Here is a 24,219-nt window from a genome sequence, read left to right on the forward strand (position 1 = left end):
TGATAATTTAAAAGTTAACATTTAATCCAAAATTGATAATTCGGACTTGGGGAAATTGTGTTACGGTTGTTCCTTCGCGAACTTCAGGATCGCCATCTTTGAACTTAGTAAATGTTAAGAGATTACTACCTGAAACATACACCGCCATCTGTTTGATTTTTATGACCTTTAATAAATTTTCGGGTAAGGCGTACGACAGGTAAACATTTTTCAGGCGCAGGTAAGAGCTGCCTTTCAGCAAATAAGTAGAACTGTATCCATATACACCGGAATAGGCAAAATCGTGTATCGCCGGAACAGTTGTGCTATGATTCTCAGGCGTCCATGCGTCTCTGAATTCTGCTTTTGGCGGTACGCCTTCTCTGAACGGAAAAGTAAGCCAGTCTGAAAGAAATACATGCGATCCTCTGACACCCTGTAAGAACACCGACAAAGAAAATCTTTTGTATTCTACGTTCAGGTTGAATGAATAATTAAATTTTGGAAAAGGACTGTAACTAACACGGTCATCAACGTCAACAGTACCATCTCCATTTTGATCCTTAATTTTCAGATCTCCGGGTTTCGGATTATTATATATTTGTTTGGGCGCCTTGTCAATTTCATCCTGACTTTGGAAAATGCCTTCCCATTCATATATATAGAAAGAATTATAAGGCAAGCCTACTTCTCTAACGCCCAGGGTTGGCGTTACAATGGATACAAGTTCATTCCTGAATCCTGATACCTGAAAGTTAGCCTCGTACTGAAGTTCACCAATATTATTCCTGTGCCTGAGTTCCAATTCCATACCTGTATTCTTTAAAGCGCCATCATTGGTAATTGCGCCTGTTAATCCAATACTTGCGGGAACCGGAAGCGTAGTTAAAATATCAAATGTATTTTTCTTAAAATAATCGAAACTAAGCCCAAATAAACCGTTAGCGATATCTATATCAAGACCTAAATCAAGAATTTTGGTTTTTTCCCATTGGAGGTTTTTATCAGTCATTCGCGACAACCTCACCCCCTGATTAACGGAAGTTCCATACGAATAGTTGGCATATCCGAAAATATCCTGGTAAGGATAAAGCCCGATTTCCTGGTTACCCAGAAGGCCGTAAGAAGCCCGGATTTTCAGATTATTTATCCATTTCACATTGTCTTTAATAAATCCTTCTTCAGACATTCTCCAGCCTGCTGATATGGAAGGGAAAGCGCCCCAGCGATGATCTTTCTGAACACGGGATGTTCCATCGTAACGAAGATTGCCCTCCAACAAATACTTCCCCTTGTAGTTGTAGGCCAGGCGTGCAAAATAAGACTGAAGCGCCCAGGCATTTGCGGTGCCGGCAAGAGACTGACCATCCGGACTGCCTGCATTTAATTCCGCTAAACTTTGCGTTGGAAATTTCAACCTGCTACCAGACAACACCCTGTAATTATTTGATTGATTCTCATAACCAACCATCGCATTAATTTCATGGTCAACTATATTTTTATTGTATTTCAATGTTGAATAAATAGTGGGAGTGGTTGAAAAAGTGGTATAGTCCGACACACCAAGGCTGACAGGACTTCCAACTGACAAGTCAAGGGAGTAATCATCTGCTCCAGGAGCTTTCTGATAAAAATAAAATTCTCCGGGAGTAGCGTAAGTGTGTGTTTTTCTGAAGAAATAATCCATATTATAACCGCCCTTGGTTTCCCATTGCAATCCTTTCAAAATGTCTACAATAACATAGGCCTGCGCTTTAACAGAATATACGCTACCCTTTATATCACCATTGGTAAAAGCAATAGGAGCAAAAACGCTGAAGGGTTCGGTACTATAAGCTCTTCCTGAAGATTTTCTTCCATCAGGCAGAAAAGGCCGGGCAAGAGGAGAGCGCCCGTATATCGCCCTGTTCAGATCAATATCGCCCGCTCCCTGCGGTTCAATATTTTCCCTGTTTAAAAAGTTAACTATAGTACCAACTCTAACCCCTTTTAATACCTGATTATCGTAATTTATATTAACGGTATATCTTTTTGAATTAAATACCGGCAGAATAGCATCCTGATCCGTATAGTTTAATCCCAGCCTGAACCTGCTATTTTCAGTGGCTTTAGAAAAACTGAGGGAGTGATTGATAATCTTGGCAGTCTTAAAAATGTGTTCGGGCCAGTTGTAATTGGGGAACTGAGTCCTGTCTGTTGCATTTTTATAATCATTAATCTGATCCTCTGTGTAAAACGTTGTTAACCCTGACCTTAAGCGGGCTGCATTATACATCTCCATATATTCTGCTGAATTCCATACCAGATCGCGTACAGCAGTAGCATTTTGAAAACCCATATCCAGCTTGTATTCCAGCGAAGCCGCTCCCTTTTTCCCTTTTTTACTAGTAATGAGGATAACGCCGTTTGCCGCTCTTGCTCCATAAATAGAAGCTGATGCAGCATCTTTCAGCACAGTAACAGATTCAATATCATTGGGGGCTATAGTTGTTATAGAACCAATTATTCCGTCTATTAACACCAAGGGCGATGAGGACGCTCCAAAGGAGCCCATTCCCCTGATTCGGATCATGGGGTCGTCATTGCCCGGCCTCCCTGATGGCTGAATAACTTCTAAACCAGGCATTCTGCCCTGCAAAAGATTTGCGGAGTTAGGCACCGCACTGGCGCTAAGCGTTTTGGCGGAAACGGAAGAAACGGAACCAGTCAGGTTAACTTTCTTCTGCGCACCATACCCAACTACTACAACATCGGATAGCCCAATGGCATCTAATTCCAGCGTAATATTCAAATTACCATCAACAGATACCTCCTTACTTTTATATCCAACCAGCGTTATGATTAAAACCCGGTCAGCATCTGTTACTGACAGCGAAAAATTTCCTTTATTATCCGTTACAACTCCTCTTAGTGTTCCCTTTACAGCAACACTTACCCCCTCCAGGAGATTTCCTTCAACATCTTTTACCTGTCCTGAAATAATCTTATCTGCAGTGATACTATTTTTGAACAGATCATCATTCGCTATTGATTGAGGAGGAAAGAGTACAACAGTCAATAGCAGTACAAAGAGCGTAGAATATAATGATCTTCGATATAAAGGGAAAAAACCCTGTATATATACAAGCAATCTTTTTTTCATGTCTGGCAATTGTTTAAAAGTGATTTTTGGAAATGAAAGTAAAGGTGATTAAGCTTACCTGAGCTGAGTTCTGAATGCTTAGCCGGATGTAAAACGTGTCATAACAATTAAAGTTTTGGTGATTGTAAATTGAAGCAAACAACAATGCTTATATGATCCACTATGATTTATACTAATGCCTTATTGGTTGTAAAAATAGTACCAGGCCAATGATAAAACTCCCTATAATATATCCAAATTCTATGCTTTTATAACATGCCGGTAAAGCGTAATCGTTATTAGAGATATTATAGTGCTGAAATTTAGCTTAGCCATTACATTGAACTTTTGTACTTTTAAACGGGTATTGGCTGCGGCTGAGGTTTTTTAAATCTGCCCCAAAAGCCCATGCGAAGCATTAATTGTTATTGACATCCCAACATCATTTGATTAGAAATGAAGGTCAGGAATCTTATCCCAGGTGCAAAAATTGCTGATTATACAGAGCGGATACTGGTTATTGAACACAACCGGGTTACTACTGATTTTAATTTGCCACTATATGCCAATGGCGTTCCAACCCTGTTATTTGCTTCTCAGAAAGGAAAAATAAATAACAAAGCTGCAAATTATCTTACGCTTTTCGGGCAAACAGTTGTTCCTGAAACATTAACCTTAACTGAAAACTTTATCCTCATTGCCTATTTTTTAAAGCCTTATTCACTCTTGCCGCTTTTTGCTGTAAAGGCGCAGGAACTGACCGATAACCCTATTGATTTAAACCTGCTATTATCAGCTAAACCTATAGAACTCCGGGAACAATTACTTCATTCGGAGTCCATTCAGGAGATGATTGATTTATTGGATAATTTTATTTTACGTTTAATTACAAATGCAAAACTGGATTCCACAATAATAAAGTACGCCACTGCGAAAATCGCAGCCAGCCCATCCAAAGAAATTCTGCTTTCCGTACAAAAAGATTTGAGCATGTCTGAAAGAACTTTTCAACGAAATTTCGAAACGAAAATTGGAATAGCGCCGAATCAATACAGACGAATCTGTCAGTTCAATTCCGCATTTTTTCAATTACTCAAAGGAGATTACTGTAAATTATCAGACTTAGCTTTCCAAAATGGATATGCCGACCAAAGTCACTATATCAGAGCCTTTAAAGAATTTACTAATATTACACCCAAAGAATTTATCAATTACGGCTCCTAAGCCAGAGATTGTCGGAATTGTTCTATTTTAATAACTGGACAAAACTAATTTTGTGTGATCATTAAATGAAAACAAAATGGCAAAACAAATCTATCCCTGCTTATGGTTCGATGGACAGGCTAAAGCAGCAGCATCGTATTATTGTTCCATTTTTAAAGAATCAAAAATCCTTTCTGAAAACCCAATCGTTGTTCAATTTGAATTAAAGGGCGCTATATTTATGGCGCTAAATGGCGGACCGAAATACAAGTTTACGCCTGCCACCTCATTTGTAATTGAATGTGATACACAAAATGAAATTGATTATTATTGGGAAGAATTGGGAAAGGGCGGAAGATATGACCAATGCGGGTGGCTTGATGATAAGTTTGGCGTGTCCTGGCAAATTGTTCCATCCATTTTACATGAATTAATGGCTGATCCTGTTAAAGCGCCAGGCGTAATTGATGCATTTATGAAAATGTCTAAATTTGATATTGAAGCACTGAAAAACGCGTAAAGGCGATGGTATCTTAAAAACCTGTGCAGCAACTTTATTAAAAAGATCACAGCTTAAAAGGCGTGTTTTTTTTATTCAGCGCCTGCCTGAAGCATATGCCGCTTCCACGCAACGCATGGTGTATATACAATCCTCTACTGAATTGTCGGGCGTATAGCTGTGATCCTCTTTTGCTTTCATGATCTCCGCCATAGAACCTATAAACGCATGGGGAAACCATGAGCCATTGACAGGTAAGGTCTTCCATTCAGGAGAAGGGCTTTCATCTGATAAAACATATTCAAACCGGTCCGGAACACCTTCAGGATAGTTCATCAGTAAACCCAACTTTATTTTAATCGCACCCTTTGTTCCTTCAATTTTAATATAGGCATCCTGTTTTTGTAATCCAAACCTGTGTGCATGATTGGTTAAAATGTTCGCCCTTATCATATCTCCATAATCCATGATAATATTGGAACGAACGGAATGCAATGCATCCATTTTAGGATGCCCTGTTGTTTTGGCATATACGCCTGAAGGATTACCAAGAAGATTCCTGACGAGATCAATGTAGTGAATGCTGTGGTATAAAATTTCGACCCTCGGGGCGCTAAAAAGAAAATCCCACAATTGCCATGGCGTATACACATTCACGTAAACTTCCACATCACAAATATCGCCAAGCCATCCCCCGGCGATCATCTTTTTAGCCATAATTATATAGGGTGCGTACCGGAGTTGGAAATTTACACCTGCCGTTATTTTCTTTTGCGTGCATAGTTCAAGTATGCGCTGAGCCTGCTCCAGGTTCTCTCCCATCGGTTTCTGCAATAATACAAAAGCATGATCGGGTAATTGTTCAAGTACATCAGTAATGGCACTACCCGGCACTGCCACATCGTAAATAACTCCGGTTCCTGTTTTTGAAACAAGCCCATCCATGCTGTTGTAAACCACCGGTATTTGAAAGTGATGTGCAACTTGTATTGCTTTTTCATGATCAGAATCAAAAATGCCAGCCACCGAAAATTTTGCCAGCCGGTATGCAGGAAGATGTGCCGTTTGCACAATACCACCAGCCCCGATGATAACGATGGGCGATGTTACCGGAAGTTCGGGAATATGATAGGCTATATGGCTGAATGCATTCATAGCAGTGGTGGTGATTTAAGATGCTCCAAGATAATTTCCATAAGTTAAAACCAACACAGACACTATAAGCGTAAGAATGGCGGAAATCAAATAAAACCGTGTTAATTTACTGCTGTTCACCCACTCTTTTAATAATATGCCAATTAGGGTACTTATTAATACCAGCATGATCATGTGAATGGCCCAACTGGTAAACTGGTACGCGCCCATACGAACATGCCCTAAACCGTAAAAGAAAAATTGCGTATACCATAATACACCTGTTATAATAGCTAAGATATAGTTTAAGGGTAAGGCAGTTTTTCCTGCTGTTGATGCAGCAGGCAGGGAGACATATTCCCTGAATGTTTTTTGTTTTACATGAAGGTAAATACAATATATCATAGTGCTGAGAAAAGCACCTGTATTGGAAAACAGGTAAATCACATTTCCCTGGAAATGGCCTGCCCCATATTGAGCGGCCACATCGGCAATAGGTTGCCCCTGGTCTAAAGAAAAGCCATATACAGCGGAAAGCACGCCGGCCAAAAGGCAAAGGGGCAAACCAATGGCTAAGGAAAAAACGGTTTGGGTGTTACTGCGCTTTGCAAGATCTTTTTCTTTTGCGTATCCCGCCAGCCCGCATAATGCAATACCCATTGCGCCAATAGCAATACCGGATAATATCCATCCACCACCTGCGCCACTTAATATCGTTCCCAGTTCTCCGCGATACAGTGGCGGCAGCAAGGTTCCGAGTACACAGGAAATGCCAATGGAAATGGCATAGGTAAGCGAAAAGCCCACATACCGGATAGCTAACCCAAAAGCAGTTCCCCCTATGCCATATAACGCACCCAAAATAAACGATCGCCACATGGCATCACCGGGAGCTTCCGCCAGTACCAGCGCTAAGGCAGGAATAGTAATCCATGCCACTATAACGGGTAACAGCAGCCAGCAAACCGCAGCCTGCATCAGCCAGTAGGTTTGCCAGGACCACGATACGGTTTTCTTTTGCGGGGTATAACAAACCGATGCGGAAAAAGCGCCAATGCCATGCAAAAAAATACCAAAAAATAAATTCATGTGAGCGTCATTAAAAGAATTGTATTACCCGTAAAACGTGTAAGCGTATTGCAGAAGACTAAAGATTGTAAAATGCCCGTGCATTTTTATATAAAACACGGTCTGCATTATCCTTCGGCAGAAGGCTTGATAAAATATCCTGGTAAATCATCCAATGCATTTCATACGTGCCTGCCAGCAAACTCACCGGCCAGTCGCCTCCGCAAAAGCAACGTTGTGTTCCAAAAAACTCCAAAGTATATGCAATATATGGCTTAATATCATCTGCAGTCCAGCCGGTGAAATTTCCCGAAGCGGTTCCCAGCCCGGAAATTTTAGCATATACGTTACTGTTAGCGGCAATCGTTTTCATCAATTCTCCCCATTTGCCAAATTTTTTCTTTTCCGCAATGGGCGGCTGGTTCAAATGATCGAGTACCATTGTAAGGTCAGGAATCTTTTCTGAAACCTTTATAGCCGTTTCAAGATGATCATTATTTACACCTACCACGTCATACGGTATATTATGCATAGCCAGTATCTGCAGGCTTTCCAGCACTTCGCTTTGCAGCAACCATGCAGGGTCCGGCTCATTATGAATTAAATGCCTTACCCCCTTAAAATATTTTTCTTTCAAAAGCTTTTCATTCAGTATACCGAATGTTTTAACAGGATCCATCAAAGGCAACCAGCCCACCACGCCTGCAACCTGATCATGGTTTCGCGCCGTTTCCAGCATCAGTTCGGTATCCTCCATATGATTAGCTGCCTGCACCAGCACGCCCTGCGTAACCTTTGCGGCCGGGAACGATGGCAGTAATTCCTCTAACCGGTAGGTGCGGTTTAATATACTGGTATCCTCTTTCAACCAATCGTATGCTGCTCTTTTCAGATCCCAGATATGGATATGCGTGTCAATAATCATTGTTTATGTATTTACTGTTTAGCCCTTGAGCAGTTTACCGCATCATTTATAATTACCATAAAGCACTCAACCCCCTGCCTGCTCCTGTGGAGTTACGGGCTTTGTTTGCCTGTATATGTTGTTTATTTTCTCCAGCACCTGCCCGGGGTTTCCGCCATGTTTCAGATAATGCTGCAGAGGTAGTCCAGCCTCGTCCTGAAAATGCAGATACCCATTGTACCGGGGCCGTACATAGGCGCTTTCCAATGCCGGCAGGGTATTTATAAAATAATTATTGGTATTAAGGTTTACCTTTTCATCTTCCCACGCTTTTCTGTGCCCCGGCTGCCCGCCGTGTTCAACATACAGGGTTGACTGGATACCCGCCGATACTATCCATTCTGCAAACTGCAATGCCCGGGCTTTATGTTTACAAAATGCCGACACCGACAAACCTGTTCCCCCCAATGTACTACGTAAACGGCTACCCGCAGCTTCAAAACGAACGATATCCGTATATTCCAAAAGGTATTTGGCATATCCTTTCCTTGAATAATTGGAATACCCGTAAGCAAAAGGACAATACCAGTAATCATCTGTTGAAGACATCCGTTCTGCCACGGCAATAGGATTACAATCAAACATTTCGGGGTTTACCCGGCTCCATAGTGATTGCATGGCATCCAATACTTTTAGCCCTGTTTGCTTATCTGTTACTTCTTCTTCATTTAAAAAAGGTTCATGCCCAAAAGCAATGCATAACATATAAAAATTCATCAGCAGATCAATAGGAATAGCCGGCACCGCTACCCTGCCCATATCCGCCATGGCAATTACATCATCCCATGAACCAGGCACCGGAATGCCGTGCTGCAGCAATAAATCCTTCCGGTAACTGGCAACAGGTGTTGCCGCATCAATGGCCAAAGCCCACTGATGTCCTCCGTACTGATAACTTTGATGCGAATAGCCTGTTGAATATTTCAATTGATCCTGTAAATAAGTTCCGGATAGGTATTTGTCTAACGGAAGCACACATTGTGTTGCAGCAGCACATCCAACCCAGGGATGATCTATAATCAGCAGATCATACGATTCTACCAGTTTTTCTATAGGGAAATCGGCGAACTCCTGGAGCGTTCGTTTTTTCCAGGTAATATCAATTTCCGGATAAAGCTCATTAAACCTCTGCGAGGCGGCAACCAATGGCGTATATCCCCTGCTATGCCCCCATGTTATTCCTTTTAGTTCAATCTTTTCAGGCATCAGTTATTTTTTTTGAGCGAGCAATATATGTTCGCAAACCATTACCAGTTCATTGCGCTGGTTATACACTTCCACCAGTTCGGTAACTAAACCCTGTGCAGGATTTTTGTATTCTTTTTTCCCTTTCACAGTAACTTTTACTTTTATGGTATCGCCAATATGCACAGGCTTTATAAACCGGAGTCTTTCGTACCCGTAGGTAAACGCCACTTCATTGATTTGCGAAGCTGTCATTCCAACCGCTACACTGAATATGAGCGTACCATGGGCTATACGTTGTTTGAATGGCTGTGTTTTGCACCACTCCGCATCCATGTGGTGAGGAAAAAAGTCGCCGGTTTGCCCGGCGTGTAATACAATATCTGTTTCCGTAATGGTACGGCCGATAGTTTCCCTTACCATTTCTTCTGTGTAGTCTTCAAAATATATTTTGGTGAACATGCCCTTCAATTATGTTTATATGGTTTGAAGCAAAATACCTCGTATTGCCAAAACGGACTCCTTATATATCAGGTTCCAGGGCACAGCATCCATGCTCCGTAAAATGATGTTAGTGGACAGCCCTGAAGCTTATACTTCCTTTACTATCATTTTCACCTGTTGCGCTGAATGTTACTTTCAGCAAAATGCTTGTTTCGTTGGTAACCTGAGCTGTCCGGTTAATAAAAATGTTATTGTCTTTTATGGTTATAAATTCGGGGAGCGTTTTTTCTCCATCGTAAAATAGCTCAGCTTTATCTATCACAGTCACACGCTTCCCTTCTGTTTCCTTAAATAAAACCTCGTATTGTCCGGGTACGGGAATATATGAGGTAAGATTGAGGTTAATGCTTGCTTTTCCATTGCTAAACATTTCCGGCATCCATGAATTAAGATATTGCCAGTCTTTTGAAACAGCGTCCTCTTTATACTTCAACTCAGGCGTATTATCAATTTTATACAAAGAGAAAGAACGGATCAAGGGTTCTGCTACAGACTGCGTAATAGTAAGCCTCACTTTCGTAACAGCTATGTCCCCAAAATAATCTATCTTTTTTCTTCCAACAGATGATCCCGAGGATAGCCTTTTCCATTCACCCCCGGCATATCCTTCCACATCATAAGCCCTTATACGTTCGCCTTCCCTGTAATCTTCCATGATGACCACATGATTGATTACCGTAGGCTCGTCAAAGCTTATCGTTACTTCCTTTCCTTGTTTGTCGCTCACCATTTTTAAGGGCTGCCCAAACCTGCGCGCTATTTCTTTGCCGAAGGCTGCGTATTGTTTTACATCTCCCTCCGGTATCACTCCGGCTGTATCTGGCGTTGCATTTAACAGGAGCAGTGCGCCTCTTCCGGCAGACTTATAATATATCTCCATCAGGTCATCTACATTGCGACGCTTATTTTCATTTGCCTTCGACCAGAACCAGTTATGATTGTATAGCGGCACATCGCATTCTAATGGCGCCCAGGCATCTCCATCAGGTGTACCCTGTACTGCCGTTGCCACTCCGGATTTCAAATCTGTGCTGTATAAGGAATTCCATGCGGGATAGGGAGCAAAGCCAGCTTCATTACCCACCCAGCGAATGGTTGCCTGGGGGCTTTGAAAAATAACTGCTTCCCTGGCATTTTCGGCCAGGATATCTTCCACATCTATAACACAGGTGCCGTCAAACCATACCTCTTTAATTTTACCATAGCGGGTAAGCAGTTCCGTTAGTTGCTGTCGGTAAATTTTATTGTAAGCCTCCTGCTTTGTTGTGTCGTTCGTACGTCCGCCGCTTCCTAACCCCGCGCCCCATTTATCATCGCCGGGATACAGGTATAACCCAAGATTTAATCCAAATTTTTTGCAGGATGCGGCTATTTCAGCTACAAGGTCGCCGTTGCCCTCTTTCCATGCTATATTTTTTACATTATAATCCGTGGTTGCTGTTGGCCACCAGCAAAAGCCACCCACATGTTTGGCCACAAAAACAATTTGCTTGGCTCCCCACGATTGCGCGATCCTGCACCATTCATCCGTATTGATTTTTGAAGGATTTACTTTTTTAAGATCAGTGCTAAAATTATCATACTCCCTGCCCTGCCAGGTGGCCATACCAAAATGAATAAACATAATCCGTTCCTGCTCGTGCCAACTGTATTGCTGTGATGAAGGTTTGGCCAATTGAGCCTTCTCCCCGGGCGAAACACACGATAATCCCTGCAATACCATGAAAAGAACAAAAAAATAAATAATGCGCATACCGTTGTTTTATTTTTCGGAGAAGGCTTCGGGGTTGCGATATTTTACGGTTTGCAAATGTTCGCAATATAACACCAGTTCACCTTCGTTCTTAAATATTTCATAGCAGGCTCTGTACAACCCCATATCTTTATATTTCGGTTGCTTATCCAGGTCAGTTTTGATGGTATATATCGTATCGCCTATAAATACAGGTTTTATAAACCTTAGCTTATCGTACCCATAACTAAATGCATTTACACAATTGGTAGCCACCAAACCCAGTCCGGCACTAAATACAAATGCACCTGCCACAAGCCGCCGGCCAAATATACCCTCTTCCTTAGCAAAAATTTCATCTGCCACATAAGGATGCATATCAAGCATCAACGCATTAAACTGCATGCTTTCTCCTTCGCTTATGGTTCTCCGTATGGAACGAATACTTTTCCCGGCAACTATATCTTCGTAAAACCAGTTTTCCGCGTTCCATACCGGAATGTCTTTGTGTTTAGATACGTCTTTATTTGGATTCATACCCGTAGTATTATTTCATTAACGAAAACCAATAATTATATTCGTGTTACTTGATTCAGGATATTTCTTTACACTTATCATTTTCCCGTTCTTCCACTCTCCTTCCACCTGCTTATTACCCGGTACATGAAGCCTGAACTTAACATTCCACTCCGCAGGCCAGGCAGGAACCAGGTACACATCGTTATTTTCGGCCTGCATCAGCATAGTTTGTAAGGTATTCATATAATTTCCTGCATGGCATTGATCCGGCGTATAATCATAATTGGGGCCCCAGAATCCGGGAAAGCGAAACCGCTTGTCGTAGGCCAGTCCGTTAATCTTCATTATTTTGGCAGCGCTGTCTGTTAAGCCAAGCATGGCAGCCTGGATAGCCGTTTGCTGCCAGCCGGAATAAGCTCTTTGTTTTTCTTTGAAGGTATTGATGGCAACGTCCGTATCTTTTTTCCCCGCGCCATATACCCGGAATGGAAATACCGGGTACAGTTCAGGGTACTCCACATTTATTTTGTTTTTGTAGGACTGTACAGGTATGATGATTTTCTTACCATCCTTTACAGCGGTTGGTATGGCAGGAAGTTCGTTTTGCAATTTGCTGCATAATGCCAATGCATCCCTGTCTTTTGTAAGTTCCATCACCCTTGCGGTTACCACCATAAGTCCTGCAATATCCGGCGTTGGGTTTACAGCATTTACATAGGTTTCAAGCGATTGCGCCGGAGTAATTAAGAGTTTTCCAGATGCATCACGGTGATAATGCTGATCATAGAACAATAATACTTCTTTGATAAAAGGAATGGTTTGCGCATGCAGCATTTGCTCATCTCCTGTGTACCTGTAATAATCTAATAAATAGTTCGACATTTCAAGTCCTGTTATAATCAGGTCTTTTATATACGGATTGGTTGAAATTCCCGGCTGCAAATTCGTCCGGTCCCATCCTATATCGCCGCCTCTCCATGCTCCCCAGAAATGAGTGGTTTCCAGGAAACGGGCGCCATCATTTTTATGGAATTTTTTAGTCATTTTTTTAGCAACCGGCAACAGGTTCAAATAAAAATTAATGAACGGTTGTACCTGGTCAAAGTCGCCGGAGGCCAGCATAGGATAATACATTAATCTTGTATTCTGCCACCAGAAAGCGCCACCCCATAACCTTGCATCCGCAGATTTTCCCGATACCCTGCCAATCGCCTTATTATAAGTGTCCAGCACCAATGTAGACCCATTGAATTTTATGGGCAGGTTACCTCTTCCTCCCACCGCATTTACATACCGTTGTAATACATATCCCCTGTTTAAAAGAAAAAGTGTGTCGTTCAGTTTTTTATCTGCGGAATTAAAATAAATATAACTCCTGTTCCAGAAGCCGGACCACCATTTTTTATGAGCAGCCAGCGCGGCAGTTTCCGTAGCCTTATCCAGTCCGGTGGCAAGCTTCTCAAGTGTATTTATATATGCCTCCCTGGTATCTGTTTGTTGTACCAGTACGGTTGTTTTAATAATAAAATTTTTCTGCGGTTTAGCAGTGTATAAAACAGTATCGTTTAAAGCCTGTAAGCCTGCTCCTTTCACAAGCGCACCAAAAGTTCTGTTTTTTAATGGATTGGCTATCCCTTCATTTAAAAGACCATTCGCTTTCATTAATTCATTCCAGAATACTTCATTTTTATTTCTGTGAAACCAGATAATACCCTCACCGGAACTTTTTAAGGCATCGTCTGCTTCCATAAAAGGTTTGAAGGGCATTTCATTGTCGCCGTATTCAGCCAGGTATTCATCTTTATTCCAGTCGCGTGTTTCGGTGCGCCATATATTGTTCGTAACTTTTATTTTAACAGGAACAGCAGATGATCCTGAAATTATTATTTCGGGATGATTGGCATCCACCCGGAACCTGATGTCAGCAAGCTTATTCTTAATATGAAAAATACCTTCATTCAATAATAATTCTTCAGCGTAATTGGCTCCATCTGCAATAATATTCGGCTCAAACTGAATGGTTAGTTTTCCAACTTTCAGCAGGTTATCCATTGCATCGCGGCTATCTGTGGTACCCAGGTAAAACTGTATTTTCCCTTCCTTATCAGTCCATACCTGCGAAGATATCTCTCCATTTCCCAGGGGCATTGAACTCCAGGAATCTTCTCCCGGCTCAGCAAACCGGAGATTAAAATTTTTTACCTGTTGCGCCGAAACGTAAAATGCAATATGCATTAAAAAAGCAGTTAACAAGATGCTTCTAATCATTATTATCAATTTAAAAAAATTAATTCCTTATATATTTTAAACATTCTACTATTTTAAATATTCTACGCATTGTCACCGGCTGGTGAGACACCAACCGGGGCGGTGGAGGCGGCCGCCGTGCGCGGTGTCTTCACCGCCCACAGAAAGCAAAACAATGCGACAATTTGAAATGTATCCTTTAAAATCCCCTTATCTTTTTTATAACTCAAACTCTTTTCCTATAGCTAATGTATGTTCTCCCAATGCCGGCGCCCCTTTAGCCGATTTTAATATTTTTTCGTCTACACGAACCGGGCACCGGGTAGTTTTTATTTTTTTGTTCCCTGAAACCACCTGCTGTTCCATATCCAGCACATTGTAGCCTTCGCTTTTTAATAAGGTATCATAATCAAAAACATCCGAACACCATATATCCGCGGGTTCCAGTATATGCAACCATTCTTTTGTAGTCCGGGTAAGCAAATGATCTTTTAATATTGTTTTTATTTCATCTCTTTTATCAAACCATTCAGAGGGCTGATCATATTTGCATAACAAATCGCATTGTAAAAGCCGGCCCAATAAAGTAATGGATCCCATTGCCAGTGCTATATAGCCATCCGCCGTTTGGTATATGCCATAGGGAGCAGCAATGTACGCGTGACCGTTATTAACGGCGCTGCGTTCAGGTAATGCATAACCATCATTAAAGAAACAGGTGAGTACCTCAAACTGGAAATCTATTAAACTTTCCAGCATGCTTACCTGCACCAATGCTCCTTCCCCCGAATCAAACCGGCTAAACAGCGCCGCCAGAATGCCCTGTACCAGGTGTGTGCCAGCCAGTATATCGGCCGCAGCCACGCCCATAGGGGTAGGCGGGTCTGTTTGATTACCGTTTAAATAGGTAATGCCTGAAACAGACTGCAACAAAAGATCCTGTCCCGGAAGGTCTTTCCACTCTCCCTTTTCACCATAACCGCTGATTTGTGCGTATATTATTTGCGGATTCATCTGCTTCACGGTTTCATATCCTAATCCTACTCTTTCCATCACCCCGGGCCGGAAATTATGAATAAGAATATCTGCCTTCCTGATCAGTTTTTTTATTTTCTCCAGTTCCGTTTCTTCTTTAATATCTGCAGTAAAACTTTCTTTATTCCGGTTGATGGCGTGAAATATAGTGGATTCTACCCCGTCAATCTTTACGTCCGATACATATAGCGTGCGGCAGATATCCCCAATAACAGGACGTTCTATTTTAATCACTCTCGCCCCCATATCAGACAGCCGTAAACTGGCATAGGGCCCGGATAAAAACTGGCTGAAATCCAATACCAATATGTCTTCTAATAATTTAGTCATAGTTTTAACGATAAGGTAGCCTTGATGTTTTCTGTATGCTGCCCCACTGCCGGCGCCGGCTTAGCGGAAAGAAATAATTGTCCGTTTATACGCACAGGACAACGGGTAGTTGTAATTTCTTTGTCGTTCAATTGCACCTGCTGTTCCATTTGCAATACCTTATACCCATCCGTTTCTTTTAATTGCCGCCAGTTTAAAACAGGCATCACCCATAAGTCAAGCGGCTGCGTTTTTTTTAACCAGGAGGCTGTTGTGGCGGTAAGGAGATGAGCGCTGATGATAGCTTTTATCTCATCTCTTTTCTCAAAAGCCTCTTTCTCTTCAAATACATTCAACGCTGCACAGGCAATGGCTGCATTGAGTTTTTGAAGCGGCATCATGGCTATGGCAATATAGCCATCGCGTGTTTTATAAATACCATAGGGCGCACTGAGTAATGAATGCCCGTTGCTAACTGCAGAACGTTTATGCTGGCGCTTACTTTGGAAATAGGTAGTGAAAAATTCAAATTGAAAGTCAATTAATGCTTCCATGAGACTCAGTTGCAGGAATGCGCCCTTCCCCGTTCTCTTTTTGCGAATGAGTGCGCCCAATATAAACTGAACGGCCTGGTTGCCGCACAAATAATCAGCAATCCCCAGTCCGAAAGGCAGTGGGTTATCATCATAATTCCCGGTGGAATGAGTAAGTCCGGATAAGGATTGAATGAGCAAATCCTGCCCTGGTTTATTTTTCCATGGACCATCGTTCCCGTATCCGGAAATTTCTGTGTAAATAATACCCGGATTGATTTCCTTTACCGCTTCGTAATGCAACCCCTTTTTTTTCATAACGCCCGGCCTGAAATTATGGGTTATCACATCTGCCTGGCCGATCAGCCGTTTTATCCATTGCATATCCTGCGGATCATCAAGGTCTGCGGTAAAACTTTCTTTATTGCGGTTAATGGTATGAAACAGCAGGGAGCTTTCATCTGCCCATAAATTTTTGATCGCCAGTTTTCTTCCCGCTTCTCCCTTTTGCGGCCGTTCAATTTTTATTACCTGTGCCCCAAGGTCTGCCAGGCGAAGCCCTGCGCAGGGACCGGACAAATACTGGCTGAATTCCAATACAACAATGCCCTTTAACGGTAAATGCATAATCGTGTTTTAAATAGATTATACTTATCAATCATCACAGATCGAAATGTTCTCACGGTTTCAGTATAATGTTTTCTCCCGGTGATGTTTTGATCTCAATTATGTCTGATTCAATTTTTTTACTGCCATCCTGGTTATTCAGTGTTCCTTTTTTACCCCAGGGAGATGCGATCTTGAGTATACCGCCCTTTTCGCTGTGAATACTTACCTGCCTTATTTCTCCCCCTTTAAGTGTTGCACTTACAAGAAAAGCACCTACTGCACGTAAATTTTGGAACTGTGCATCTTCTGCTTTATCCCAGTTTGGGAAAAGTCTGATCGTTCCATTATAACTCTGCATCAAACATTCATTAATTACTACAGGTAATGCAAAGTTTTCGAACCATATGCCCATAGCTCCCATATAATCATATTTTGTATGGTCTTTATATCGGCCATGTACCTGCATTACTTTATCTGTTGCCGTGCCATTCGGCAATAAAGAATACTGCACCTGTCTTTTAAACCGTTCTACATCCAGCAAGCCAATACGGGCAGCCTGCAGGTTGATAAACACCAAATCGTTTCCCCCTTCGTTTTGCTGATTATAAAATGTATTTTTTAATAATTGCTTAGTAGCATCGTCTGAATGCAGTCCATGATCTTCTCCGGGAAATACCGTCATCAGCGGCGATGGCACATTGTAAACCACCTGGTCGTGCTCTTCGGGAACCGAAACTAATACTTCACCGTATTTTTTTGAAGTGGCGGTAGGATAATCCGGGAAGTTAGCGAGTATATCTTTTACATCATTTAGTACAACCTGATCAGTTGCTTCCGTTTTTAAAACGGTTACCATTTCTTCAAAAGCTTTGAATATGAATTTTGTGAGGGTTAAATCTACTGTACAATCATAATTATATTTAAAGCCGGGTCTTAGTGCATATAACTCCGGTGGTATAGTAGGGAAGATATGATACTTGTTGTCGTTCCACCTGCTACCTCCGCGGGCTTCGGGTCTTTTCATATATGCCACCAGAAATTCAACCGCTTCTTTTATAGGCGTATATGCCCTGGTTTTTAAAAAAGCCGTATCGGCAGAATACAAATAATGCCACCAGAGTCCCTGAACCGACCAGGGTGTTTCACAAATTTCCCAACCCCAATGCGGAACAGGATAAGGATTCATGGTCATGTCTACAGGATAGGCGGAATGCGGAAAATAGGCGCCGGGAAGTTTGTAATAGTCCCGGGCCCATATTCTGCTTACATCCATTAATGATTCGATGAGATTTACATAGGGAATATTTTTTTCGAGATGATTGCTTGAAAAAGTCATCCAGAATGGCTGCTGTGTATTGTAGTTCATGTGATAATCGCCATGCCATGCAGTACCAATTTTATTATAGCTCCAGTTGGCAAACAGCCCGGGCGTTGTTACACCATCTTTTGCGGCACAATTAAAAAAATACAGGTTTCTATACCATATTTCTTCGAGGAAATCATCACTCAAACGTACACCAGACTTTGCCCAGTACGTTTTCCATGATTCATCGGATGCTATCCTGGATTTACTGTATGATGCTGCATCCGGCTTTTGCGGATGCAGTTCTTTGGGTACATCTGTATTTAATCCTTCCGTTAAGGAAACGCTGGCTATAAAATCATTTCCTTCTTCCAGGGCAGCTTCCAGGTTTTGCATTTCTTCCTTGTTGCCATCCCAGTTTATCCTGCTTGTTTTTGTTAAAGGGAGATTACTCGTTGCCGTTAGCCTGAATGCCTTATCTTTCGGATGCCCTTTTTGCACATCGTATACATCCGGTTCCTGGTAGGGTAACACCTGCCTGAAGGAAAGCGTACCATCATTCAGGGACTCATCGCCGGCATATTTGGGGAATTCGGAAGGGGTGGAAGGATCAGGCATTACCTTCATTCTTTTAAAAATATTAGGTACTTTTTTCCCTTCATCATCCACCAGTTGCATCCACAATTTATCTTCCTGCATATCGGTAAACAATTGCAGTTTAATTTTCTTTTTATCCGCATCCAGTAAGTATACTTCACACATTCCGTTCGAAATATCAAGCGAATGCCCCAGTAATTCGGCATCTCTTCTGTCAAATCCTAATAATACAGAACCACAGGGAAAGGGCCGGGGATAGGGCTGCCGGTAATTTTCCTGGGCCATGGCGCTGTACTTTTTATACCAGGGATCGTCTGTAAGCACTTTTAAGGTATCTGATATTTTGCTCACTTTGCCGAATACATAATCAAAAGTGCCTATCTCCTTTTTATTTTTTTCGGCAATGCGTATATCCCACACATTATTATGACCGAAATAAAGCATTACTCCATCAGGCCTTGTAGTTACCACTACACCCATACCTCCGTTACCCAGTAAAGCGCCCTCAAAAAAATCTACTGCAGGCTTATCATAATGCAGCGTGTGTTTCTTTGCCATGTCATAAGACGATATTTCAGGGGTTGCCTTATTGCTGTTCTTACAGGCAGGTACGCATACAACAATTATGCATAGCCATAAAATAGAAGCTTTCATTTCATTATATATAAGTAAAGAAAAAAAGAGGCAGTGGTTTTTAGCAGTCTTTTGCTAAAAACCACTACCTCCATACGAAGACCTGTACAATTAAAATAAAGCCTTAATTATAGTTGGGATTTTGCACTAAATTTTCATTCACATCCATTTCGCTTTGTGGGAAAGGAAATAAATAATGTTTGGTTGCATCAAACACACGCTGATTTCCTCCCGGGTCTACAAGCGTTGGAATATAGGTCTCAGCCGTTTTCCAGCGTTTAATGTCCCAATATCTTTTGCCTTCCAATCCAAACTCTACTCTTCTTTCATGCCGTATGCGTTCTCTCATCTGGGACTGTGACAATCCTGTTGGTATAGGAGGCATATTTACGCCGGGCCTTGCTCTTACTTCATTAATAGCATCGTATATAGATTGATCCGGGCCACTGGCTTCATTTTTGGCTTCAGCATACATCAGCAATACTTCACTGTATCTCAATAAAATCCAGTCCTGTTCACTTTTTGTGCTATAATCAACAGGTAATGCATCCCAGTTTAAACCTTTTACAGGCTCAAACCCGGTACCGGACTGGGCATTATAATTGAAGCCCATTTCAACACCGGCCGAATTGGTTACTTTATCCTCAAAACCCTTAACGGTCATCAATAGCCGCGGATCTCTGTTCAGCCTCCAGTTAGCGGAATTGTACAATGGAGAAGCAGTAATCGGCAGTCCATCTGTGCATTCATAATCATCAACAAGCTCAGCACGCGGGTTAATTGTTCCATGCCATGCAAACTGAATATCGGGTCCTGTTGCTGAACGGTCCGGATTAAGATATCTTGCCGACATCAAAATTTCGGGATTTCCACTTTGACCTGTTGCCAGGAACAAGGTTCTGTAATTATTAAAAAGATCAAATTTCCCTTCCTGGATAACCAGGTTGGCTGCTTCAGCAGCAGGTCCCCATTGTTCATTGTGCAATAAAACTTTCGCTTTAAGTGCAAGCGCTGAGCCTCTTACGGCATGCCCATTGTAGGCTGTGTTGGGCAAGCTGCTGATGGCTGTTTCCAGATCAGCAAGTATCTGGGTAACCACTTCCGCTTTTGTACTTTGCTTTACTTTAGCCTCTGATATAGTAACCAATTTGGTATGGAGGGGAACACCACCGTAAAACTCGGAAAGCGTGAAATAGAACATGGCTCTTAAAAAGAGTACTTCTCCTTTGTACTGGGTCTTAATATTATCCGGAACAGGCGCCCTGTCAACATTTCCAAGGAAAAAATTACAGGCGCTGATACCCCGGTAACATTCATTATAAACACTTGAAACAACGCTTCCGGACGTGGGTTCAATAAGCCCCTGGCCTAAGGCAACCACACCGGAACCCTGGTTGCCACAAACATCACCCCCGAGCACATCCCAAAACATGGTATTGTGATCAAAGGTAGAAGAAAGGATCCTGGCATACACACCGGCGAGCGCCATATCTACTTCATTTTGATTGCTCCAGAAAGTAGAACTTGATAATTGATCCAAGGGATCCTTATCCAGAAATTTGGAACACGAAGTGAGGTAAATTCCTAAAATTCCTATTGTAAATATTTTTATGTACTTATTCATAACGTTTATCTGATTTTTAATTAAAGTGTGGCTTTAACTCCTACCGCATAGGTGGTTACCTGCGGATATACGCTAAACCGGCAACCCGTACATGACCTTTCAGGATCAGCCCCCGGATAATCGGTAACGGTGAGCAAATTGTCGCCCGAAACATATACACGTAAGCCTTTTAAACCAATTGACCTGGTAACATCATTGGTAAAGTTGTAACCAATAGCCAGGTTTTTCAATCGCATATAGGAAGCATCCAGCAGCCAGTAAGTATTGGGTGTGCCATTATTAGGTTTATACTGTTGTTCAAACATGGCCGGTGTTGTATTGGAAGGATTAGTAGGCGTCCACATATTCTTAACAAAGTCTAATGTTGGAGGTGATCCCTGTACGAACGGCGCATAACCCCATGCCATATATGCTCCACCTACATATAATTTGTTTCCCTGAACTCCCTGAAAAAACGCGGACAGGTCAAAATTTTTCCACGAAAGATTAATGCTTCCGCCATAATAGAATTTAGCATAGGCGCCATCAACCACCACGCGGTCTTTAGAATCAATTACACCATCATCATTGGCATCACGGTACCTAAGGTCTCCGGGTTTAGGATTGAACGGATGCTTGGGCGCTTTGTCAATTTCATCCTGGTTCTGGAAAATGCCATCCCATTCAATAAGATAATAAGCATTATACGCTTCCCCTTCCTTTACCATTGCATTTCCAGAAATTATTGGGCTAACAACATTGAGTACCTTATTTTTAAAAGTGGTAAAATTAAAGTTGACATTATAGGAAAGCTCACCTATTCTATTCCTGTGACCCAGTTCAAATTCCCAACCGGTATTTTTCATTTTACCATAATTGATAGTGGGAGAAGATAACCCTACGCTCGCAGGGACAGGAATCTGGTTTAATATATCATCCGTTACTTTATTAAACCAATCCGCAGTAAGCGATATTAACCCATTTTTCATACTAAAATCAACACCGAAATCAGTAACAGTAGTTGTTTCCCATTTAAGACTACGATCTCTTAAGGCGTTCAGTTGCACGCCGGGCGCTAATCCGTCAAATGGATAAGAAGTGGTAGACAACAGATCCTGGTATGGATATAACCCTATATTCTGATTCCCCAATTTCCCCCATGATGCTCTTACTTTAAGATTATCTAACCAATTAACAGAACGTAGAAAAGACTCTTCTGACATCCTCCATGCCGCAGATACGGAAGGGAATGTACCCCAGCGGGTTTCCGGCGCTATTCTTGAAGTGCCATCTTTGCGGGCATTGGCTTCAAACAGGTACTTACCTTTATAATCATACATCAAACGACCAAAAAGAGACTGAATAGCCCATTCATTGGCTGTACCGCCGGTAGTTTGCCCCAGGGCGGCGCCTGCATTCAGTTCCGATATCGTGCTTGTTGGGAAATTAATTTTAGCACCTCTTAGTTCCCTGTAATAGTTAGATTCCTGGTTGTATCCTGCCAGGACATTCAGGTTATGGTTACCAAAAGACTTCAGATAATTTAAAGTGGAATACAGTGTTGTTTCAAAATTCTGTGTCATTAAATCCTGAACCCCCAGATTTATAACCGCGTTATTATGCGCATAACTGCCATCATCAAAATAATAATTATCCACAGTATGTTCATGCCGCTTATTAAATTCGCTATTAAAGCCAATAGCGCCTTTCGTGTACCAGGTAAGGTTTTTAGCCAGTTTTACATCTGCATATATTTGCGGCCGCATGCTATACAGGTTGATTTTCCTGGATCCGCTGGCTGAAATTGCATCAGGGTTTCTCACCGTCCATTCACCAATAACATTGCTGTACCTGGCTACAAAACCTGTAGAGCCATCCGGCAAAGTAATGGTTGGCGTATAATTAGGCCCAGAGTAAGCGCTCATTACAAAATCATTGTCTCCAAAATTCTCCTGCACAATATCGCGTTTGCTGAGCTGGATATTACCTCCTATAGTTAACCAGTTTTTTACTTTGGTATCAACAGATAATAAGAGATTGTATTTTTTAAAATCATAAATGCTCATAATACCACCCTGATCCAGGTAACCCATGCTAAGATTAAACGTGGTTTTTTCATTTCCACCACTAATTCCTACGTGATGATTATGGGCTAGCGCGTTACGGAAAATATGATCTACCCAATCAAAATTCGGGTATTTGTCTGGGTCATTTCCATTTTTAAAAGCATCAATTGTTGCCTGATCGAAATAGGGGATTAAGCCGCTCCTTGTATTGGCTTCATTCCAATAGGTCATATAATCAGCAGAATTAGTAAGCAACTCGGGCAACCTCGTTGCTTTTTGCACCTGGAAATTTCCATGGTACTGGATGGTGAGTTCTCTGTACCTGCCTTTTTTTGTTGTAATAAGAATAACACCATTAGCGGCCCGCGCTCCGTAAATAGCCGCGGATGCCGCGTCTTTCAAAACAGAAACCGATTCAATATCATCAGGATTCAGGCTGGTCATATCACCCATTACACCATCAATCAATACCAATGGGTTGCTACCCGCTCCAATAAAGGTACCTACACCGCGTATGCGCAGTTCCGCGTTATCAGCGCCGGGTTTACCGGAGCCCTGTGTAACCTGCAGCCCGGAAACCTTTCCCTGCAACAGGTTCTGCACATTGGTGGCCGAACGTTTGGTAAGTTCAGCCCCGCCAATGCTTGCAACAGAGCCAGTCAGATTAACCTTTTTCTGCGTACCATAGCCCACTACTACTACCTGGTCCAGTTCAGAATATTCCTTATCCAGAGATATATTGTAATCCAGCGCCGCACCCACTGTTATTTCTTTTTCAGCATATCCTATCGCGCTTATTACAAGTACATCATTTACTCCGGCCTCAATAGTAAACTTGCCGGAAAGATCGGTTTGAGCACCGCCGGGTTTATCTTTAATCTTTACACTGGCTCCTGCAAGAGGCGCCCCGTCCTGGTCCCTTATGGTACCATTAATTTTGCTTTGGCGGATTTCCTCCGGGCTCATTTCGTTTGAAAAACCGCCCGCCCGTACGGAATTACTAAAAAGAAGCATTAAAAAGAGCGCTCCTGAATACATAGCTGCTCTTGCGAAGATGGAATGCATAGCATGTCCGCGTTTACAGTTGGTTCTGGTTACAAGCATACCGTTAAATTGTTTAATTTAAGATCAGAAATAATTATTATGATTGAACAAACCTAATTACAAAATATCCTTCTTTAGTTGCTAATCTTATTGAGTTAGTAAAGTATTTTACCATACCTTTAAAACCAATCATCAAAAAGATATTTATATTGCTTTATGTAAGCATTCTATTCGTATCCTTTTAAAAGCAGGCTATTTTTATAAAAACCTTATATAGCGGTTACTTACAAACAACATTCAATAACGTATTATCAACGATTGTTATGAAGCCT

16 protein-coding genes are annotated in these 24,219 nt (G+C 41.9%); 2 read left to right on the top strand and 14 right to left on the bottom strand.

Annotated elements, in window-relative coordinates:
- Positions 1-7: 7 nt before the first annotated feature.
- Entirely contained in the window at positions 8-3,121 is a 3,114-nt protein-coding gene (locus VL121_RS18935) for a SusC/RagA family TonB-linked outer membrane protein (RefSeq protein WP_325408177.1), read from the bottom strand.
- A 435-nt stretch (positions 3,122-3,556) separates the two neighbouring features.
- Here VL121_RS18935 and VL121_RS18940 point away from each other — a divergent pair, with 435 nt between their 5' ends.
- Both VL121_RS18940 and VL121_RS18945 read left to right on the top strand, forming a co-directional pair.
- Entirely contained in the window at positions 3,557-4,324 is a 768-nt protein-coding gene (locus VL121_RS18940; protein WP_325408178.1) for a helix-turn-helix domain-containing protein, read from the top strand.
- A gap of 76 nt (positions 4,325-4,400) precedes the next feature.
- Positions 4,401-4,823: a VOC family protein gene (locus VL121_RS18945; protein ID WP_325408179.1), complete on the top strand. Its 423-nt coding sequence runs from the start codon at positions 4,401-4,403 to the stop codon at positions 4,821-4,823.
- A gap of 75 nt (positions 4,824-4,898) precedes the next feature.
- On the opposite strand, the gene VL121_RS18950 is transcribed toward VL121_RS18945, so the two are convergent.
- From VL121_RS18950 to VL121_RS19010, 13 genes are all read right to left on the bottom strand, one after another.
- Positions 4,899-5,957, bottom strand: a complete 1,059-nt coding sequence (locus tag VL121_RS18950; protein ID WP_325408180.1) for a Gfo/Idh/MocA family protein — start codon at positions 5,955-5,957, stop codon at positions 4,899-4,901.
- Between the two features lie 15 nt (positions 5,958-5,972).
- Positions 5,973-7,025, bottom strand: a complete 1,053-nt coding sequence (locus VL121_RS18955; protein WP_325408181.1) for an L-rhamnose/proton symporter RhaT — start codon at positions 7,023-7,025, stop codon at positions 5,973-5,975.
- 58 nt (positions 7,026-7,083) lie between these two features.
- Positions 7,084-7,929 (bottom strand): amidohydrolase family protein, encoded by an 846-nt coding sequence (locus VL121_RS18960; protein ID WP_325408182.1) that lies wholly within the window; start codon positions 7,927-7,929, stop codon positions 7,084-7,086.
- A gap of 66 nt (positions 7,930-7,995) precedes the next feature.
- On the bottom strand, positions 7,996-9,174 hold the full coding sequence (locus VL121_RS18965) for an ABC transporter substrate-binding protein (protein ID WP_325408183.1): 1,179 nt from the start codon (positions 9,172-9,174) through the stop codon (positions 7,996-7,998).
- Positions 9,175-9,177: 3 nt separating this feature from the next.
- Positions 9,178-9,615, bottom strand: coding sequence for a MaoC family dehydratase (locus VL121_RS18970; protein ID WP_325408184.1), 438 nt, complete (start codon positions 9,613-9,615; stop codon positions 9,178-9,180).
- A 109-nt stretch (positions 9,616-9,724) separates the two neighbouring features.
- A complete protein-coding gene (locus tag VL121_RS18975; protein WP_325408185.1) occupies positions 9,725-11,410 on the bottom strand; it encodes an alpha-L-fucosidase in 1,686 nt (561 codons plus the stop codon).
- 9 nt (positions 11,411-11,419) lie between these two features.
- Complete coding sequence (locus tag VL121_RS18980; protein ID WP_325408186.1) at positions 11,420-11,926, bottom strand: MaoC family dehydratase; 507 nt, start codon at positions 11,924-11,926, stop codon at positions 11,420-11,422.
- An 18-nt stretch (positions 11,927-11,944) separates the two neighbouring features.
- On the bottom strand, positions 11,945-14,176 hold the full coding sequence (locus tag VL121_RS18985; protein ID WP_325408187.1) for a DUF5703 domain-containing protein: 2,232 nt from the start codon (positions 14,174-14,176) through the stop codon (positions 11,945-11,947).
- A gap of 198 nt (positions 14,177-14,374) precedes the next feature.
- Complete coding sequence (locus VL121_RS18990; protein ID WP_325408188.1) at positions 14,375-15,520, bottom strand: CaiB/BaiF CoA transferase family protein; 1,146 nt, start codon at positions 15,518-15,520, stop codon at positions 14,375-14,377.
- Positions 15,517-16,659: a CaiB/BaiF CoA transferase family protein gene (locus tag VL121_RS18995; RefSeq protein ID WP_325408189.1), complete on the bottom strand. Its 1,143-nt coding sequence runs from the start codon at positions 16,657-16,659 to the stop codon at positions 15,517-15,519. The genes VL121_RS18990 and VL121_RS18995 overlap by 4 nt, the downstream gene beginning before the upstream one ends.
- A 52-nt stretch (positions 16,660-16,711) precedes the next feature.
- Entirely contained in the window at positions 16,712-19,099 is a 2,388-nt protein-coding gene (locus VL121_RS19000) for a glycosyl hydrolase family 95 catalytic domain-containing protein (RefSeq protein ID WP_325408190.1), read from the bottom strand.
- 199 nt (positions 19,100-19,298) lie between these two features.
- Positions 19,299-20,798: a RagB/SusD family nutrient uptake outer membrane protein gene (locus tag VL121_RS19005; protein ID WP_325408191.1), complete on the bottom strand. Its 1,500-nt coding sequence runs from the start codon at positions 20,796-20,798 to the stop codon at positions 19,299-19,301.
- Positions 20,799-20,818: 20 nt separating this feature from the next.
- On the bottom strand, positions 20,819-23,947 hold the full coding sequence (locus tag VL121_RS19010) for a SusC/RagA family TonB-linked outer membrane protein (protein WP_325408192.1): 3,129 nt from the start codon (positions 23,945-23,947) through the stop codon (positions 20,819-20,821).
- Positions 23,948-24,219: the final 272 nt, after the last annotated feature.

This window comes from Agriterribacter sp. (assembly GCF_035497235.1).
Taxonomy (GTDB): Bacteria; Bacteroidota; Bacteroidia; order Chitinophagales; family Chitinophagaceae; genus Agriterribacter.

What these genes read in the sequence shown, in the direction of transcription:
- VL121_RS18935 (WP_325408177.1), bottom strand. Translation starts at nt 3,121, where the DNA reads ATGAAAAAAAGATTGCTTGTATATATACAGGGTTTTTTCCCTTTATAT.
- VL121_RS18940 (WP_325408178.1), top strand. Translation starts at nt 3,557, where the DNA reads ATGAAGGTCAGGAATCTTATCCCAGGTGCAAAAATTGCTGATTATACA.
- VL121_RS18945 (WP_325408179.1), top strand. Translation starts at nt 4,401, where the DNA reads ATGGCAAAACAAATCTATCCCTGCTTATGGTTCGATGGACAGGCTAAA.
- VL121_RS18950 (WP_325408180.1), bottom strand. Translation starts at nt 5,957, where the DNA reads ATGAATGCATTCAGCCATATAGCCTATCATATTCCCGAACTTCCGGTA.
- VL121_RS18955 (WP_325408181.1), bottom strand. Translation starts at nt 7,025, where the DNA reads ATGAATTTATTTTTTGGTATTTTTTTGCATGGCATTGGCGCTTTTTCC.
- VL121_RS18960 (WP_325408182.1), bottom strand. Translation starts at nt 7,929, where the DNA reads ATGATTATTGACACGCATATCCATATCTGGGATCTGAAAAGAGCAGCA.
- VL121_RS18965 (WP_325408183.1), bottom strand. Translation starts at nt 9,174, where the DNA reads ATGCCTGAAAAGATTGAACTAAAAGGAATAACATGGGGGCATAGCAGG.
- VL121_RS18970 (WP_325408184.1), bottom strand. Translation starts at nt 9,615, where the DNA reads ATGTTCACCAAAATATATTTTGAAGACTACACAGAAGAAATGGTAAGG.
- VL121_RS18975 (WP_325408185.1), bottom strand. Translation starts at nt 11,410, where the DNA reads ATGCGCATTATTTATTTTTTTGTTCTTTTCATGGTATTGCAGGGATTA.
- VL121_RS18980 (WP_325408186.1), bottom strand. Translation starts at nt 11,926, where the DNA reads ATGAATCCAAATAAAGACGTATCTAAACACAAAGACATTCCGGTATGG.
- VL121_RS18985 (WP_325408187.1), bottom strand. Translation starts at nt 14,176, where the DNA reads ATGATTAGAAGCATCTTGTTAACTGCTTTTTTAATGCATATTGCATTT.
- VL121_RS18990 (WP_325408188.1), bottom strand. Translation starts at nt 15,520, where the DNA reads ATGACTAAATTATTAGAAGACATATTGGTATTGGATTTCAGCCAGTTT.
- VL121_RS18995 (WP_325408189.1), bottom strand. Translation starts at nt 16,659, where the DNA reads ATGCATTTACCGTTAAAGGGCATTGTTGTATTGGAATTCAGCCAGTAT.
- VL121_RS19000 (WP_325408190.1), bottom strand. Translation starts at nt 19,099, where the DNA reads ATGGCAAAGAAACACACGCTGCATTATGATAAGCCTGCAGTAGATTTT.
- VL121_RS19005 (WP_325408191.1), bottom strand. Translation starts at nt 20,798, where the DNA reads ATGAATAAGTACATAAAAATATTTACAATAGGAATTTTAGGAATTTAC.
- VL121_RS19010 (WP_325408192.1), bottom strand. Translation starts at nt 23,947, where the DNA reads ATGCTTGTAACCAGAACCAACTGTAAACGCGGACATGCTATGCATTCC.